This window comes from Luteibacter sp. P4_D7_3, from assembly GCF_056401735.1.
The window spans coordinates 1-15687 of the sequence record NZ_JBFUIT010000066.1 but is presented as its reverse complement, the minus strand read 5'-3'; the positions used below and the strand labels follow the sequence as shown (position 1 = coordinate 15687).

At 65.2% G+C, this 15687-nt stretch carries 15 protein-coding genes; 3 read left to right on the top strand and 12 right to left on the bottom strand.

Going from position 1 to position 15687, the window contains the following annotated elements; genetic code table 11:
- Nucleotides 1–2261: DNA polymerase I (polA, locus tag AC1DSN_RS08720; RefSeq protein ID WP_477330325.1), on the bottom strand; the 2261-nt coding region annotated here is incomplete at its 3' end.
- Between the two features lie 95 nt (nucleotides 2262–2356).
- Here polA and AC1DSN_RS08715 point away from each other — a divergent pair.
- On the top strand, nucleotides 2357–2887 hold the full coding sequence (locus tag AC1DSN_RS08715; RefSeq protein ID WP_063573687.1) for a DUF2782 domain-containing protein: 531 nt from the start codon (nucleotides 2357–2359) through the stop codon (nucleotides 2885–2887).
- A gap of 7 nt (nucleotides 2888–2894) precedes the next feature.
- Here AC1DSN_RS08715 and AC1DSN_RS08710 read toward each other — a convergent pair whose 3' ends face one another.
- Together AC1DSN_RS08710 and AC1DSN_RS08705 are read right to left on the bottom strand one after the other, a co-directional pair.
- On the bottom strand, nucleotides 2895–3593 hold the full coding sequence (locus tag AC1DSN_RS08710) for a glutathione S-transferase (RefSeq protein ID WP_477294459.1): 699 nt from the start codon (nucleotides 3591–3593) through the stop codon (nucleotides 2895–2897).
- Nucleotides 3594–3637: 44 nt separating this feature from the next.
- Nucleotides 3638–4516: a LysR family transcriptional regulator gene (locus tag AC1DSN_RS08705; RefSeq protein ID WP_477294461.1), complete on the bottom strand. Its 879-nt coding sequence runs from the start codon at nucleotides 4514–4516 to the stop codon at nucleotides 3638–3640.
- Nucleotides 4517–4623: 107 nt separating this feature from the next.
- On the opposite strand from AC1DSN_RS08705, the gene AC1DSN_RS08700 reads away from it, so the two are divergent.
- The gene (locus AC1DSN_RS08700; protein WP_477294463.1) at nucleotides 4624–5619 is read left to right on the top strand and encodes a bile acid:sodium symporter family protein; all 996 of its coding nucleotides are present in this window, start codon (nucleotides 4624–4626) and stop codon (nucleotides 5617–5619) included.
- Between the two features lie 78 nt (nucleotides 5620–5697).
- Here the strand turns inward: AC1DSN_RS08700 and purH are convergent, their stop codons facing one another.
- The 3 genes from purH to AC1DSN_RS08685 all read right to left on the bottom strand — a co-directional run bounded on the left by purH (nucleotide 5698) and on the right by AC1DSN_RS08685 (nucleotide 8589).
- Nucleotides 5698–7287 carry a bifunctional phosphoribosylaminoimidazolecarboxamide formyltransferase/IMP cyclohydrolase gene (gene purH, locus AC1DSN_RS08695; protein WP_477330323.1) on the bottom strand — a complete coding sequence of 530 codons (1590 nt, stop codon included), beginning with the start codon at nucleotides 7285–7287 and terminating at the stop codon, nucleotides 5698–5700.
- 41 nt (nucleotides 7288–7328) lie between these two features.
- Nucleotides 7329–7610, bottom strand: coding sequence for a helix-turn-helix domain-containing protein (locus AC1DSN_RS08690; protein WP_046969162.1), 282 nt, complete (start codon nucleotides 7608–7610; stop codon nucleotides 7329–7331).
- A 175-nt stretch (nucleotides 7611–7785) separates the two neighbouring features.
- Nucleotides 7786–8589, bottom strand: a complete 804-nt coding sequence (locus AC1DSN_RS08685) for a zinc-ribbon and DUF3426 domain-containing protein (RefSeq protein ID WP_477330321.1) — start codon at nucleotides 8587–8589, stop codon at nucleotides 7786–7788.
- A 62-nt stretch (nucleotides 8590–8651) separates the two neighbouring features.
- Here AC1DSN_RS08685 and prmA point away from each other — a divergent pair, with 62 nt between their 5' ends.
- Nucleotides 8652–9551, top strand: a complete 900-nt coding sequence (prmA, locus tag AC1DSN_RS08680) for a 50S ribosomal protein L11 methyltransferase (RefSeq protein ID WP_477330319.1) — start codon at nucleotides 8652–8654, stop codon at nucleotides 9549–9551.
- A gap of 638 nt (nucleotides 9552–10189) precedes the next feature.
- On the opposite strand, the gene accC is transcribed toward prmA, so the two are convergent.
- The 6 genes from accC to AC1DSN_RS08650 form a co-directional block, all read right to left on the bottom strand.
- Nucleotides 10190–11554 (bottom strand): acetyl-CoA carboxylase biotin carboxylase subunit, encoded by a 1365-nt coding sequence (accC, locus tag AC1DSN_RS08675; protein ID WP_213949761.1) that lies wholly within the window; start codon nucleotides 11552–11554, stop codon nucleotides 10190–10192.
- A gap of 11 nt (nucleotides 11555–11565) precedes the next feature.
- Entirely contained in the window at nucleotides 11566–12027 is a 462-nt protein-coding gene (gene accB / locus AC1DSN_RS08670; protein ID WP_063573857.1) for an acetyl-CoA carboxylase biotin carboxyl carrier protein, read from the bottom strand.
- 28 nt (nucleotides 12028–12055) lie between these two features.
- A complete protein-coding gene (aroQ, locus tag AC1DSN_RS08665) occupies nucleotides 12056–12505 on the bottom strand; it encodes a type II 3-dehydroquinate dehydratase (protein ID WP_063573856.1) in 450 nt (149 codons plus the stop codon).
- A gap of 303 nt (nucleotides 12506–12808) precedes the next feature.
- The gene (locus AC1DSN_RS08660; RefSeq protein ID WP_477330317.1) at nucleotides 12809–13363 is read right to left on the bottom strand and encodes a DUF1415 domain-containing protein; all 555 of its coding nucleotides are present in this window, start codon (nucleotides 13361–13363) and stop codon (nucleotides 12809–12811) included.
- An 11-nt stretch (nucleotides 13364–13374) separates the two neighbouring features.
- Nucleotides 13375–13914 carry a TlpA family protein disulfide reductase gene (locus AC1DSN_RS08655; protein WP_477330315.1) on the bottom strand — a complete coding sequence of 180 codons (540 nt, stop codon included), beginning with the start codon at nucleotides 13912–13914 and terminating at the stop codon, nucleotides 13375–13377.
- The coding region (locus AC1DSN_RS08650) for a protein-disulfide reductase DsbD family protein (protein WP_477330313.1) at nucleotides 13911–15687 on the bottom strand (1777 nt) is incomplete at its 5' end. The genes AC1DSN_RS08650 and AC1DSN_RS08655, both read right to left, overlap by 4 nt.

The window sequence follows — 15687 nt, the reverse complement described above, 5'->3', positions numbered from 1 at the left end:
CCGTACATCAGGCCGAAGTTGATCGCCTTGGCCGCGCGGCGCTGGATGGTCGTGACCTCGTCGGCAGGCACGCCGAAGACTTCCGCGGCCGTGGCGCGATGCACGTCGCCGCCCTGCTTGAACGCCTGGACGAGGCCTTCGTCGTTGGACAGGTGGGCCATGATGCGCAGTTCGATCTGCGAGTAGTCGGCGGCGACGATGCGCCATCCCTCCGGTGCAATGAAGGCCTGGCGAATACGCCGGCCTTCCTCGGTGCGGACCGGAATGTTCTGCAGGTTCGGATCGGACGAGCTGATGCGTCCCGTGGCGACGGCACCCTGGTGATAGCTGGTATGCACGCGGCCCGTGCGCGGGTTGACGATGCCGGCGAGCTTGTCGGTATACGTCGAGCGCAGCTTGGCGAGGCCGCGATACTCGAGGATCAGCCGCGGTAGCTCATGGGTTTCGGCGATGGCTTCGAGGGCTTCCTCGTTGGTCGAGGGCTGGCCCGTGGGTGTTTTGATCTTCGCCGCGAGCCCAAGCTCGTCGAACAGGACGGCCTGCAACTGCTTGGGTGAGTCCATGTTGAACTCATGGCCGGCGGAGGCATGGGCAAGCTGCTGCAGTTCGACCATGCGCTTGCCGAGCTGCTGGCTCTGCAGGCGCAGCACATTGGCGTCGATGAGTACGCCCGTGCGTTCCATCTTCGCCAATACCGGCACCAGCGGAATCTCGATGTCCGCGTACACCGCGCGCAGCGACGGCTCGGCTTCGAGCTTCGGCCAGAGAGCGTGGTGCAGGCGAAGCGTCACGTCGGCATCTTCGGCGGCGTAACGGCATGCGGTATCGCAGTCGACCTGCGAAAACGAGATCTGCTTGGCGCCCTTGCCGGCGACCTGCTCGTATTTGATGGTGGTGTAACCGAGATAACGCGTGGCCAGCGAATCCATGTCGTGGCGCGTCGCCGTCGCGTTGTAGATGTACGACTCCAGCATGGTGTCGTGCAACAGGCCCTTCACGTCGATGCCGTAGTGCGACAGAATGTTGATGTCGTACTTGCCGTGCTGCCCGACCTTCGGACGTGACGCGTCTTCGAAGATCGGCTTCAATGCGCCGAGCACGTGATCGCGCGATAGCTGGGCCGGGGCACCCGGATAATCGTGCCCCAGGGGAATGTAAGCCGCCTTGCCCGTTTCGACGGACAGCGATACACCGACGATATCGGCGAGCATCGCGTCGATGCTGGTGGTCTCTGTATCGAAGGCGATCAGCGGCGCGGTTTCGAGCTTTTCCAGCCACGCGGCGAAGCGGTCTTCGGTGAAGATCAGCTCGTACTCGCCTTCAGCGGAGAGCGAGGCGTCGAGGGGTGTGTCCGCGGCGGCAGGCCTGGCGCTGGCCGCCGCCGCCCCGGCGGTCGGTGCCGGCACGGTCGTCGCGGCGGCACTGTCCAGATCCTTCAGCGCGGCCTTGAAGTCATAGCGCGCGTAGAGCTCGCGCAACGCGTCGGTGTCGCGATCCCGCATGGCCAGCTGCGTGGGCCGGAACTCGAGCGGCACATCGGTACGGATGGTGACCAGTTCGCGCGACAGCGGCAGGCGTGGGATGGCCGCGCGCAGGTTCTCGCCGATCTTGCCGCCGACCTTGTCGGCGTTGGCGAAGAGGTTCTCGAGGTTGTGGTATTCGCCAAGCCACTTGGCGGCCGTTTTCGGGCCGCATTTATCCACGCCGGGCACGTTGTCGATGCTGTCGCCCATCAGGGTGAGGTAGTCGACGATCTGGTCGGGACGCACGCCGAACTTGGCGAACACGCCTTCCGCGTCCATCGTGGTGTTGGTCATCGTGTTGACCAGCAAGGTATGCGGGCCAACCATCTGTGCGAAGTCTTTGTCGCCGGTCGAGATGATCGTGTGGATGCCTTCCTCGGCCGCCTGGCGGGCGAGCGTGCCGATCACGTCATCGGCTTCCACCCCGGGGATGCAGAGGATGGGGAAACCCAGTGCGCCGACGATCTTCATCATCGGGTCGACCTGGGCGCGGAGGTCGTCCGGCATCGACGGGCGGTTGGCCTTGTACTCGGGGTAGAGGTCGTCGCGGAACGTGCGGCCCGGTGCGTCGCAGACGAAGGCGACGTAATCCGAGCCGGCCTTCATCGTCGTGCGCAACATATTGACGATGCCGAACAGCGCGCCGGTAGGCTCGCCGAAGGCGTTGGTCAGGGGAGGCAGCGCGTGGAACGCGCGATACAGGTACGACGACCCGTCAATGAGCGTGAGCGTAGGCATACCCCCGATTCTCTCATGGCCGAACAGCGGCCGTCCGTTCACGGGGAAAGCGGTGTCCGGCTTGCTATCCTCGTCACCCCGCACGGAGATTTCCCATGAACCGCACGCACGCCCTCGTTGCCGCGCTCGCCCTGGCCCTGGCGCTCCCCGTGGCCGCCCAGACCGCCACGGACCCGAAGCTGACGCCATTGCCACCGCCGCCGGGGCTCAACGATCCGGGCGTCAAGGCCGGCGAGCCGGACCGCTCCGGGCTGAAGCCCATCGAGCGGCCGGTGACCTACGACGAAGCTCAGGACGGCCGCACCACGCCGGCCACATCGGATGCCCAGGGCTCGCCCCGTTCTCCGGTCGCGCTGCCCTCGATGCAGGACAACGGTGGTACGGATGCGCGTGGCCAGGAACCTCCCCAGGTGACGATCCGTCAGCAGGGCGATGACCAGGTCCAGGAATACCGTTCCGGCGGCAAGTTGACCATGATCGTGGTGACGCCGAAGCATGGCGTGCCGCAGACCTATATGGCCGATCCCGACGGGAAGTTGCACGACCCCAAGAACGGGCCGGTCGATCCGGTTTATTACAAGGTCTATGAGTGGGGCGCGGCGCCCAAGCCCGTCGACACGAACTGAAGCCGGCTCAGCCGTCCAGTTCAGGGTAGTGGCGGAAAATGCCGGTCGTGTTGAACGGAATGCGTCGTTCCGAGGCCAGGTAGGTTGCGATGTTCGGTCGCTCCGCCACACGTTTCTGCAGATCGCGAAGCAGGGGAACCTTCTGCTTCGCCATGGCCTTGGGGAACGCATAGTCCAGGCCCGCCATGATCTGGAAAAACGAAAGGTCGACATAGGAATGCTGGCGTAGCGGGAACCTGCCGCCGCCACGCTCCACCGTTTTCTCGAAGTAGCCGAGGAACTTGGGAATGCGATGCTCGCGGAAGTCCTTCGAGCGCTCCCTGGCTTCCGCCTGCTGGTCTTCGTAGTAGAGCTCCGAGGCGACCGGGTGGTGCGTATCGTGCACCTCGGCCACCAGGTCGGTGATGGTCAGTTCGAGCTGGTGCGCATACACGCGCTTCGATTCGCTCTCGGGCACCAGGCCGTGGCGTGGCCCCAGGTACTGCAGGATATTCGCGACCTGCGCGATGACGAGCCGGCCGGAGGTGAGGAAGGGCGGCGCGAAGGGGATGGCGCCCCCGTGCTCGCCGTCGAGAAAGGATGTCATCACATCGTCGCCCTCGATGCGGGCAACATCCGTGTATTCGGCCCCTACGTCCTCCAGGCACAACCGCACGAACTCTCCGCGGCCCTGCAAACCTGTCCAGTAGTACAGCTGATAGCTCATCGCGTGCCTCCTGTCGGAAGGCGGCGATCATGCGTGGATATCGCTCACGCCAGCGTGAGCGCCACGTCGTGAAAGACGTTCCATACGGTCTGGGCTGGCGGAGAGAGCGATCGCGCGCGCCGTCGAAGGAGGGTGACCTCGCGGAAAACGTTGGGGGTCACGTCGACGGCGACGAGGCCGGGCCGCAAGGCATCGAGCGAGAGCGCAGGCGTGACCGTGATGCCCAGCTTCGCCTCCACCATGCGGAAGGCGGTATGGGGATGACCCACCTCCAACGCCACGTGCATCGGAAGGCCTCGCGTGGCGAACGCCGCGTCGATCAGCCGACGGGACCCCGAGGCATGGTCCAGGAGAATCAGCGGCTCGTGCTCGAGGGCTTTCCAGGTGACGTGGCGTTTCGCGGCGAAAGGATGGTCGGCACGACAGACCACGCGAAAGGGATCGCGCAGGAGGGTTTCGGCATCGAACTCTTCCGGTGTCGCGGGCTCCACGGTGAGCCCGAAGTCCACTTCGCCACCGCGTACGGCATCCAGCACCTGCGCCTGGCTCTGATCGCGCAGGATGATCTCGATCGCCGGGTGGTCGGTCGCGCATCGCGCGATGCACGGGGGGACCAGCCCGGCCGACAGCGTCGGGACGGCGGCCAGGCGCACGCGGCCGCGCAAAGGGTCGGACTGAGTCCGCACATGGGTCAGGACGCCGTCGAGCTCGTCGAGGACGCGCGCGGCGGCCTGCTCGAGATACCGTCCGGCTTCGGTTGGCACGACTTCGCGTGTGCTCCGGTCGAAAAGGCGCACGTCGAGTTCGGCTTCGAGGTCGGCAATCAGGCGGCTCACCGCGGGCTGCGTCAGGTGCAGGGCCTCTGCCGCGCGACGGAAATGCCGGTGGCTGGCCACGGCGAGGAAGGCGCGAAGCTGGCGCATTGAGACATTCATACGATTAATGTATCACCGGATCAGATAAAACGATTTGTCTTATGAGTCTCGGGCGCGTGCAATAGCACCCTCCCGTCTGCCCGCCGGTTATTCCCATGCGCCGCTTCCTGCCCGATGGCTTCACCCTTTCGCTGATCGCCACGGTGCTCTTGGCGAGTTTCCTCCCGTGTCGCGGTGTGGCTGCCCAAGGCTTCGGCGCGCTGACTGATGTCGCCATCGCCCTGCTGTTCTTCCTGCACGGGGCCAAGCTGTCGCGCGAGGCCGTCGTGGCAGGCATGACCCACTGGCGGCTGCATCTCACCGTGCTGGCGAGCACCTTTGTCCTGTTTCCCGTGCTGGGGTTGCTGCTGAAGCCCGTGCTATCGCCGTTGGTGTCGCCGGACCTGTACCTGGGTATCCTGTTTCTCTGCACGCTGCCCTCGACGGTGCAGTCGTCGATCGCTTTTACCTCGATCGCCCGGGGCAACGTGCCTGCCGCGATCGTGTCGGCGTCCGCGTCGAGCATGCTCGGCATCTTCATCACGCCGTTGCTGGTCGGGGTGATGATTGCCGGCACGGGGCAGGGCGGGCTGTCATGGCACGCGGTGGGCGCGATCGTGCTGCAGTTGTTCGTGCCCTTCGTGGCCGGACAGATCGCGCAGCGCTGGATCGGTGGCTGGGTACGCAAGCACGCCGTACTGCTCACCTTCGTCGATCGCGGTTCGATTCTTCTGGTGGTCTACACGGCCTTCAGCGCGGCGGTACTGCAGGGCCTGTGGAAGCAGTTGCCGCTGCCGGTGCTGGCCGGGCTGGTGGTCGTCAACGTGGTCTTGCTGGCCTGCGCGTTGCTGGCCACGCGCTACGGTGCCCGTGCACTGGGCTTTGCACGCGAGGACGAAATCACCATCGTGTTCTGCGGCTCGAAGAAGAGCCTGGCGTCGGGCGTGCCGATGGCCAAGGTGTTATTCGCCGGGCATCCGCTGGGGCTGATCGTGTTGCCGATCATGTTGTTCCATCAGATACAGCTGATGACCTGCGCGGTGCTGGCGCGCAGGTATGCGGTGCGGCGTGAGGCAGCGTTGAACCTGGTCGCGAGTACCCATCGCCGCTGAAGCGGCTCCCGCAATGCGCTGCCTGCCTACGAAGCGGCGGTTGTGGGAGCCGATTCATCGGCGATTCCGCCAAGGCTCTTAATGGCGGAAGTGCCGAACGCCGGTAAACACCATTGCCATATCGTGCTCATCCGCTGCCGCGATCACTTCGTTGTCGCGCATCGATCCGCCCGGCTGGATCACCGCGCGGATGCCTGCCGCAGCGGCCGCATCGATACCGTCACGGAACGGGAAGAACGCATCGGAGGCCATGGCGCTGCCAGGCACCACGAGGCCGGCTTCCTCGGCTTTCAGGCCGGCGATCTTCGCACTGACCACGCGACTCATCTGCCCGGCACCGATGCCGACGGTGCGGTTGTCACGGGCGTAGACAATGGCGTTGGACTTGACCATCTTGGCCACGCGCCACGCGAACAGGAGGTCGTCCAGTTCGGCCGGTGTCGGCTGGCGTTTGCTGACGACCTTGAGCTCGTCGCGCTGCACCTGGCGATCGTCGGCTGTCTGCACGAGCAGGCCGGAACCGACACGCTTGATGTCGTGTGTGTTACGGCCGTCGCCCAGCGGGATCTCGAGCACGCGAACGTTGGCTTTCCTGGTGGCTTCCTCCACGGCACCGGCATCGACCACCGGTGCAATCAGCACCTCGACGAACTGGCGCTTGAGGATCACCTTTGCCGTTTCCGCGTCCAGCGGGCGATTGAACGCGATGATGCCGCCGAACGCCGACGTGGGGTCCGTGGCGTAGGCGAGTTCGTAGGCGGCGAGCGGGTCGGCAGCCACGGCGACACCGCATGGGTTCGCGTGCTTGACGATGACGCAGGCGGGCGCGTCGAACTGGCGTACGCATTCCCAGGCCGCATCGGCGTCGGCGATGTTGTTGAACGAGAGTTCCTTGCCCTGCAGCTGGCGGAACGTCGCCAACGTGCCTGGTGCCGGATACAGGTCGCGATAGAAGGCACCCGCCTGATGCGGATTCTCGCCGTAGCGGAGATCCATCATCTTCACGAAGCGCCCGTTCGACTGTTCGGGGAATGGCGCATGGCCCGCGACGGCGGTGTGGCTTTCATCGAGCGTGAGGCCGGAGAGGTAATCGCTGATCGCCGCGTCATAGTTGGACACGCGATTGAAGGCCGCCACCGAGAGCTTGAAGCGCGTGGCGCGCGAAAGACCGCCCTTGCCTTCGATCTCGGCCAGCGCGCCTTCGTACTGCGCGGGGTCGGTGAGGACGCCGACATCGTTCCAGTTCTTCGCCGCCGCACGCAGCATCGCAGGGCCGCCGATATCGATGTTCTCCATCGCGTCCTCCAGGGTGCATGCCGGGTCGGCCACGGTGCGTTCGAACGGATAGAGATTCAGCACGAGGAGGTCGATGGGGAGGATCCCGTGTTCGGCCATCACTGCGTCGTCGGTGCCTCGGCGGCCGAGCAGGCCGCCATGCACGCGCGGGTGCAGCGTCTTCACGCGGCCATCCATGATCTCGGGGAAGCCGGTGAGGTCACCGACATCGCGCACGGGGACGCCGGCGTCGCGCAGTGCTTTCGCGGAGCCGCCCGTGGACAGGATTTCGACATCGGCCGCGACGAGGCGTCGGGCGAGTTCAGTCAGGCCCTGCTTGTCGGAAACGCTGACGAGCGCGCGGCGGACGGTAACGAGATCGGGCGTGGGCATGGGCACTTCCGGGGAGGAAAGCGCTCCATTATAGCGGCCCTTTAGGAAATGCCGTGGGCGGCCAGCTTCTTGCGCAGGGTGGCACGATTGATGCCAAGCGCAACGGCAGCGCGGCTCTGGTTGCCTTCGTGGAAGGCGAGCACTTCACGCAGCAGGGGACCTTCCACTTCACGGATGACCAGCGCGTGCAGACCTTCGCCGCCTTCCGTATCGCCGATGTCCGCCAGATAACGACGGACGGTACGGCTGACGCATTCGCTGAGGGCACTCTGCATGGAGGTCTCGTTGGCGGCCTCGCCGGCAGTCAGTCTCACAGCGTTCAAGGCATTCCCCTCTCGCAGGCCGGGGTACGAATCCCCGGTCGGTTCTTTTCAGTATGGTCGCTTGGATTGCGACACGGCCACACCTTGAAGGGGTGTCGATCGTCGCGAAGGGAATCGAGTGTACTCGTCCCGGGAGGGGATGTGCAGGCTTGTAAAAAGAAATTTTTTCGAACGATCAGTCGAAGCTGAATGCGAAGGCGACCGCCCGCTGGCCCGGGTCTTGCACTTCGAACACCATCGCCGTGGTCGCGCCACCATCCAGTCCGTGCGCACGCGCCCCGGCATCGCCGACGTACTCCGCCGGTTCAAACCGGCGCATGGCCAGGCGCTGGCCATTGGCATCGGAAAGCACGATGGTGACGACGGGATAGGGCTGTGCGAACGACGCATCGTTTCGCACGCTTGCGGTAATGAGCAGGCCGTCACGCACGGCCGGATGCTGCTCGACATCGCGGGCGAGCAGGCGCAGGCGCGTGGGCGCCGCGACCAGGGGCAGGCGACACCCGACGACCGAGCAACCGGTTTGCAAGGCAGGGCCGATGGTCGGATCGGCGATGAGCGAGTCCCGCTTGGCCCAGGCGAGCTGGGCACCGAGGCCGAGCATCAGCGCCAGGCAGACCGTTACCCATATGGCGCCTTGCCAGGATCGCCGACGGCCCTTGGCGAACTTGGGCGTGAACGTCAGCTGCGAGAAATCTTCCGCGGCAGCTTCACTGTCAGCCGGGTCGCTGCCTGTCTCGTCGGGCGCTTGGGGCATCGGCCGTGGCCGGAACACGGCCACCTCGGCGAGGGGTGGCTCCTGGTCCAGAGCCCGTTCCGGCAGCCGCGTGAAGGGCTCCGGCGGCAACTGGTCGGCAAGCGTGCCGAGGGCGTTGAAGACGGCCTCGCAGTGCCCGCAGCGCACGCAGCCGCACGCGGGCACCAGAAGCTCGGCTTCCAGTTTGTAAACCGTGAGGCACTCGGGACACTGCGTATACATCGTTAGATCATAACGTGGGCGACCGGTAGAATCGTCGATCCGTCCACCGAATGGCCGTCCCGATGCCCTGGCTCGAACTCTCCCTGACGATCCGCGCCGCCGAGCAGCCTCGGGTCGAAACCGCCCTTGAAGACCTCGGCGCGCTGTCCATCACCCTGCAGGATGCCGATGCCGAAACGCCGGACGAAGAAGCCATCTTCGAGCCGGGCGTGGGCGAGCTTCCGTTGTGGAACCAGATCGTGTTGAACGCCTTGTTCGATGCCGACGCCGACAAGCGTGGCCTCACGGAGGCGATTGCGGATGACCTTCCCTTCATTGAGCCCACACAGATCACCTGGCGCGTCGTCGACGACCAGGACTGGACGCGCGCCTGGATGGATCAGTTCAAGCCGATGCCGTTCGGGCGGCGCCTGTGGGTCTATCCGTGGAACATCGAACCGCCGGTGGAGGGGGACATCGTCGTCGTGCGTCTCGACCCCGGCCTGGCGTTCGGTACCGGAACGCATCCGACCACGGCGATGTGCCTGGAGTGGCTGGACGGGCAGCAGATGGCCGACAAGCTGGTCCTCGACTACGGCTGTGGCTCGGGCATCCTCGCCATCGCCGCGTTGAAGCTGGGTGCCGCCCGCGCGGTCGGCATCGACAACGATCCGCAGGCGTTGATTTCCTCGCACGACAATGCGGAACGCAATGGCGTGCATGCGGATCTGGCCGTCTATCTGCCGGGTGAGGCACCGACCGAGCTTGCCGACGTTCTCGTCGCCAATATTCTCGCTGGTCCTCTGGGTGAGCTCGCACCGACGTTCGCTGCCGCGATCAAGCCCGGTGCGCCGTTCGCGCTGTCGGGCATTCTCCACGGCCAGCACGAAGAGCTCCTCGTGCGCTACGCGGAATGGTTCGAGGATCTCGAGGTGCGCACACTCGAGGATTGGGTGCGCATCAGTGGGCGTCGTCGCAGCTGAGGCGGATAGCTCGCTTTGCGAGCTCATGTTTTTAGCGGCGTTCGCCGCCTCACGCTTGCGGGTGCGTTGGGAGCCGCGAGGGGCAAGGCCCTTGGGGCCGCGGCGCGGCTCTTCGAGACGGGCCGTAGCKCCTCTRTCGCATTCCATGTGRACTGAGCGGCCCTCAGCTTAGGCGTCCCCAAGGGCCTTRCCCCTCGCGSCACYGAACGYCGAGGTTKCGTGTGGTCGAGCRCACCGCCMGCAAGCATGTGTTGTTGCTGTCGTAGGAGCCGATTCATCGGCGAACCCTCAGCGATTACTGTCGCGAACGATGCTTTGTATCGCATCGTGTCGGTGGTTCAACCGCTCGCCCAATCGCCACAAGGCCTCGTTCGCAATATCACCGCTGAGGGTTCGCCGCTGAAGCGGCTCCTACAGAAAGCAGCGTGGTCGTTCACCAAGCCTTGAGCACGAAGCGGCGTTGCGCATTTGGTGCACGTAACCCGACCGCGACTCTCCCGAACCGCGAGCCGCTGGATCGCAAGCTGCGGCATCGTTGCTCCGTTGGCGTTTCGCCGATGAATCGGCTCCCACAGGTACAAAAAAAGCCGGAGCCATGCAGTGAGGTCACTGCACGACTCCGGCCTCTTATCGAAACGTCACACCGAAGGCGGCGTTTCTTTCTGCTCGGCCATGCGCTTCTCCAGATAGTGGATGTTCTGTCCACCCTGCTGGAAACCGACATCCGCCATGATGCGCTGCTGCAGCGGGATGTTGCACTTGACGCCTTCGATGACCGTCTCGGTCAGCGCCATACGCATGCGCGCGATGGCGGTGGCGCGATCGGGGCCGTGCACGATGATCTTGCCGATCATCGAATCGTAGTTCGGCGGAATGCGATAACCGTCGTACAGGTGGGTGTCGACGCGCACGCCCGGGCCACCCGGGGCCTCGAAACGCTTCACCGTGCCGGGGCTCGGCATGAAGGTGTCGGGGTCTTCGGCATTGACGCGGCACTCGATCGCATGACCGGTGAACACGATGTCTTCCTGGCGAATCGACAGCTTCTCGCCACCGGCGATCAGCAACTGCTCGCGAACGAGATCGATGCCGGTCACCAGTTCAGTCACCGGATGCTCCACCTGGATACGGGTGTTCATCTCGATGAAGTAGAAGCGGCCGCCTTCGAACAGGAATTCAAAGGTTCCGGCGCCGCGATAGCCGATGCGCAGGCAAGCGTCGACGCAGACCTTGCCGATTTCGGCACGCATTTCCGGCGTGATGCCAGGTGCGGGCGCTTCCTCGACGACCTTCTGGTGACGACGCTGCATGGAGCAGTCGCGCTCACCCAGGTGAATGGCGTTGCCCTGGCCGTCGGCGAGCACCTGGATCTCCACGTGGCGGGGATTTTCCAGGAACTTCTCCATGTAGACCTGATCGTTGCTGAAAGCCGCTTTGGCTTCCTGCTTGGTCATGACGATGGAATTGGCGAGGTGGGCTTCGGTGCGCACGACGCGCATGCCGCGACCGCCGCCACCGCCGGACGCCTTGATGATGACCGGGTAGCCGATCTCGCGGGCGATACGGATGTTCTCTTCCGTGTCGTCACCCAACGGACCACCCGAGCCCGGGACGCAAGGCACGCCGGCGGCCTTCATCGCGCGGATCGCCTCGACCTTGTCGCCCATCAGGCGGATCACGTCGGCGGTGGGGCCGATGAAGACAAAGCCGGACTGCTCGACCTGTTCCGCGAAGTTCGCGTTCTCGGAAAGGAAGCCGTAACCCGGGTGGATGGCCTGGGCATCGGTGATTTCGGCGGCGGCGATGATGCGCGGAATGTTGAGGTAGCTTTCGGCCGAGGGACCCGGGCCGATGCATACCGATTCGTCGGCAAGGCCGACGTGCTTGAGGTTGCGGTCCACGGTGGAATGCACCGCGACCGTCTTGATGCCGAGCGCGTGGCACGCGCGCAACACCCGCAGCGCAATTTCGCCGCGGTTGGCGATGACGACCTTCTCGAGCATGACGACAGACCTCAGGCGATGACGAACATGGGTTCGTCGAATTCGACCGGCTGGCCGTTCTCGACCAGAACAGCGACGACGGTACCCGAGACGTCTGCCTCGATCTGGTTGAACATCTTCATCGCTTCGATGATGCCCAGCGTTTCACCGGCCTTGACCTGCTTGCCGACCGTGGCGAACGCCGGAGCGCCCGGCGTGGACGACGCATAGAAGGTGCCGACCATCGGTGCCTTGGTCACGTGACCGGCCGGAAGACCGCTTTCGACGACAGCAGGTGCGGTCGGCGCGGCGGCCACAGGGGCGGCAGCAACCGGAGCGGCCTGCATCGGGGCGGCATACATCTGCTGCGCGGGGACGGTGCCCTTGGGCACGCGCGACAGGCGGACTACTTCTTCGCCTTCCTTGATTTCCAGCTCGGCGAGGTTGGATTCCTCGAGCAGGTCGATGAGTTTCTTGATCTTGCGCAGGTCCATGGGACAAACCTTCTTGTGGAATGGGGATTTAAGCCGCGGGCACCGCGAGGCGGAGCAACGCCGCTTCGAGCGCCAGGCGATAGCTGTCGCCGCCGAAGCCGCAGATCACGCCGGCGGCCAGGTCGGACATATACGAGTGGTGGCGGAACGCCTCGCGCGCATGCGGATTGGACAGGTGGATCTCGATGAACGGGATCGACACGCCGGCGAGGGCATCGCGAATGGCAATGGAGGTATGCGTGAACGCGGCCGGGTTGATCAGGATCCAGGCGACACCTTCGTCGCGTGCCTGATGGATCCGGGCGATCAACTCGTGTTCGGCATTTGACTGGAACCAGCTCAGCTCGTGACCGGCCGCCTGGGCGCGGGCCTGCAGCGAGACATTGATGTCGGCGAGGGTCTCATGACCGTAGACCGACGGTTCGCGGACGCCGAGCAGATTGAGGTTGGGTCCGTGCAGGACGAGGATCCTGGCCACTGTTCACCTGTGCCGTGGGTCCGGGGTTCCGGAACGCCGCGCAGTGTGCGCCTGTCGTCTCGGCTTGTCCAGTTCGATGAAGTTCGACGTAGATCGCTGGAGATCGCGACTTTCCATGCTGCAGAGTATGGAGGGGCGTCAGCCTATCGGCCAGATCAGCCTTTCAAGAGCATAGGCGGGGTAGGAGCCGATTCATCGGCGAATGGTAAATAAACCCGCGGGGCAGCCGCGCCCTTGAGGTTGCTAGCCTCGGTTCCCACCGAAGGAAGAGCATCGCCGATGAATCGGCTCCTACAGGAGGTTTCACCCTTCCGGAAACAGCTTCTTCCAGCCCTCGATGCCTAGCTCATCCAGCGTCGCCATATTTGCTTCGAAGATTTTCGAGGCATCCGGAAAGGCGGCCACGGCCTTGTCGATGCTTTCCTCGCGGAGCAGGTGCAGCGTCGGATAGGGCGAGCGGTTGGTGTAGTTGGTAATGTCGTCGGGGCCGGTGCCCTCGAACTGAAAGTCGGGGTGGAAGCTGGCCACCTGGATCTCGCCATCGAGGCCCAGGTCGTCCACGGCGARGTCCGCCACCTCGAGGAATTCGTTGAAATCCTCGAAGTCACCCAGCACGCCCGGGTGGATCAGCAGCGTGGTGTCCACCGTTTCGGCGGGCACGTCACGCAGGTATTCGAGCTCACGTTTGAGATCGTCGAGCAGTTCGAGCGGCTGCGTGGCGCCACTGACGACGTAACGGACCTGGCCTTTCTTGTGCACGGCTTTGGCGAACGGGCAAAGATTGAGGCCGATCACGGCCTTCTCGAGCCAGAGGCGGCTCCGGTCGATCGCTTCGTCGGGGGATGGCAGACCATCCATGGGAACTTCCTTCATCGTGCGGGGGCGAGCCATTCGTCGAGTTCGGGACCGGTGAAGGTACCCACTTTGCGGCGCAGGATACGCCCGTCTTCCCCGATCAGGACGCTATAGGGCAACACCCGGCGTGTGTTGCCGAAAGAAAGCGAACCACCGGGCGCATCGGCGTCCACCAGCATCACGGGGTAGCTCACGGGTTGTTTGGCGAGAAAACCGCGAACCCCGGCAGCCGTGTCCTCGGCGAGTCCGAGGATCGCGACATTCCGGTCGCGATGTCGCGAATACGCTGCGTCGAGCAGCGGCATCTCGCGTCGGCACGGTCCGCACCAACTGGCCCAGAAATTGATCAGCACGCGCTTGCCACGCCAGTCCGACAGTTGGCGTGGCTTGCCATCGACGGTGACGAAGCTGGCCTCCGGCGGCAGGTCGCCGACGTCGGCCACGGTGACGCCCTCTGGCGGTGGTGGATGCAGGCGCCGATGTTCGACCCACAAGCCGCCCGTCGCTCCAAGGATCGCCAGCACGACGATCCAGAAGGTCGGGCCGCGCGTCATGGTGACGCGGCGGCTTCGAGTGCCTGCTGCACTGTGTCGTACGTGAGCACGGTGGACAGCTTGTGTCCGTCGCCGCCGCCCTTCGGGTAGACCACGTAAAGCGGCACGCCCACGGAATGGTACTTCTCGAGGAAGGCGGCGATCGTCGCATTGACGTCGGTCCAGTCGCCGCGCATGTACACGGTGCCGGTGCGCTTGAGCAGGGCCTTGAACGCATCCGTGTCGAGCACGGCGTGTTCATTGGCCTTGCAGGTGATGCACCAGTCCGCCGTCATGTCGACCAGCACCGGTGTGCCAGCGGCACGCAGTTCGGCGAGTTTCTCGGGCGAGTAGGGCACGATGCCGTCGCTGGCGACCGTGGTCGCGGTCTGCGCCGGCAGGCCGTGCACGGTCCACAGCGCCGCCACGGCACCCACGGCCAGGACCGCGGTGAAGATCCAGGACAGGCCGCCGCTGCGATGGCGGGTGCGGCCGTACCACCACAGCGCCATGGCGAGCAGCACACCGCCGGCCAGCACCAGTGCTGTCGCATCGGCGCCGCGCTGCTTGGTCAGTACCCAGAGTAGCCATACCGCTGTGAGATACATCGGGAAGGCGAGGGCCTGCTTCAGCGTCTCCATCCAGCGGCCGGGACGCGGCAGCAGGCGGGCGATCGCGGGCACGAAGCCGATCAACAGGAAGGGCAGCGCAAGGCCCAGGCCGAGCGCGAGAAAGATCAGGAAGGCCACGCCCACCGGTGCGGCGAACGCGAAGGCAATGGCCGACCCCATGAAGGGAGCCGTGCAGGGGCTGGCCACGACGACGGCAAGCACGCCGGTGAAGAAGTCGCCCGACGGGCCCGAGCGCGAGGCCAGGCCGCTGCCGACGTTGCCCAGCGAGCCGCCGATCTCGAAGAGGCCGGACATCGACAGACCCACGGCGAGCATCACGTAGACCAGGATGCCGATAGCCAGTGGCTGCTGGAACTGGGCGCCCCACTGGATGCCATGGCCGGCGGCACGGATGCCGACGATGATGACGCCCAGTGCGGCGAAGGCCACCAGTACGCCGGCGGTGTACCAGAGAGCGTGCTTCCGCGCGGCACCCGGGCTCTCCCCGCTTTCCAGGACCGTGATCGCCTTCAGCGACAGCACCGGCAGCACGCAAGGCATCAGGTTGAGCACGAGACCGCCCAGAAGGGCGAGGCCGATGGCGGCGATGAAGCCGAGCGGCGCCTCGCTCTTGGGAACCAGTCCCGCGGGCGGGGGTGTCGGTGCGACTTCCTTCACCGTGGCCGCCGTAGCAGCGACCGGCGCCGCAACGGGCGTACCGACGGTCGCCGCACCAGCGCCGAAGTCCACGCTGATATGGCGCTTCATGACCGGATAGCAGATCCCGTTCTCGAGGCAGCCCTGGTAGGCGACGTCGAGCTCGGCGGTCTTCGCGTCCGCCGTGCCCTTGAGCGGGACGGGCAGCTCCACCTGGTCGAAGTAAACGATGGTGTCACCGAAGTGCTCGTCGTGGTGTGCGACACCACTCGGCCAATCAGGCTCGCCCGCCGTCACGCCAGCCGGGGACGCGACTGTGATCTCGGTCTTGTCGCGATAGAGGTAGTAGTCCTTCGGCATCGTCCAGCGCAGCAGCAGCGCGTCGCGTGACTTCACGATGGCTTCGAAGCGGAACGCCTGCTCGGCCGGCACGGCGGTCGCGTCCGTGCCCGGCACCGCGGCCGGCGCACCAAGAAGCGAGGCGCCGCCAGCCACGGGGGCGGCGGCTGCCGGCGCGGCAGTGGGT

Excerpts from the sequence above, each read along its gene's own strand:
- AC1DSN_RS08715 (WP_063573687.1), top strand. The coding sequence starts at position 2,357 with ATGAACCGCACGCACGCCCTCGTTGCCGCGCTCGCCCTGGCCCTGGCG.
- AC1DSN_RS08710 (WP_477294459.1), bottom strand. The coding sequence starts at position 3,593 with ATGAGCTATCAGCTGTACTACTGGACAGGTTTGCAGGGCCGCGGAGAG.
- AC1DSN_RS08705 (WP_477294461.1), bottom strand. The coding sequence starts at position 4,516 with ATGCGCCAGCTTCGCGCCTTCCTCGCCGTGGCCAGCCACCGGCATTTC.
- AC1DSN_RS08700 (WP_477294463.1), top strand. The coding sequence starts at position 4,624 with ATGCGCCGCTTCCTGCCCGATGGCTTCACCCTTTCGCTGATCGCCACG.
- purH (WP_477330323.1), bottom strand. The coding sequence starts at position 7,287 with ATGCCCACGCCCGATCTCGTTACCGTCCGCCGCGCGCTCGTCAGCGTT.
- AC1DSN_RS08685 (WP_477330321.1), bottom strand. The coding sequence starts at position 8,589 with ATGTATACGCAGTGTCCCGAGTGCCTCACGGTTTACAAACTGGAAGCC.
- prmA (WP_477330319.1), top strand. The coding sequence starts at position 8,652 with ATGCCCTGGCTCGAACTCTCCCTGACGATCCGCGCCGCCGAGCAGCCT.
- accC (WP_213949761.1), bottom strand. The coding sequence starts at position 11,554 with ATGCTCGAGAAGGTCGTCATCGCCAACCGCGGCGAAATTGCGCTGCGG.
- accB (WP_063573857.1), bottom strand. The coding sequence starts at position 12,027 with ATGGACCTGCGCAAGATCAAGAAACTCATCGACCTGCTCGAGGAATCC.
- AC1DSN_RS08655 (WP_477330315.1), bottom strand. The coding sequence starts at position 13,914 with ATGACGCGCGGCCCGACCTTCTGGATCGTCGTGCTGGCGATCCTTGGA.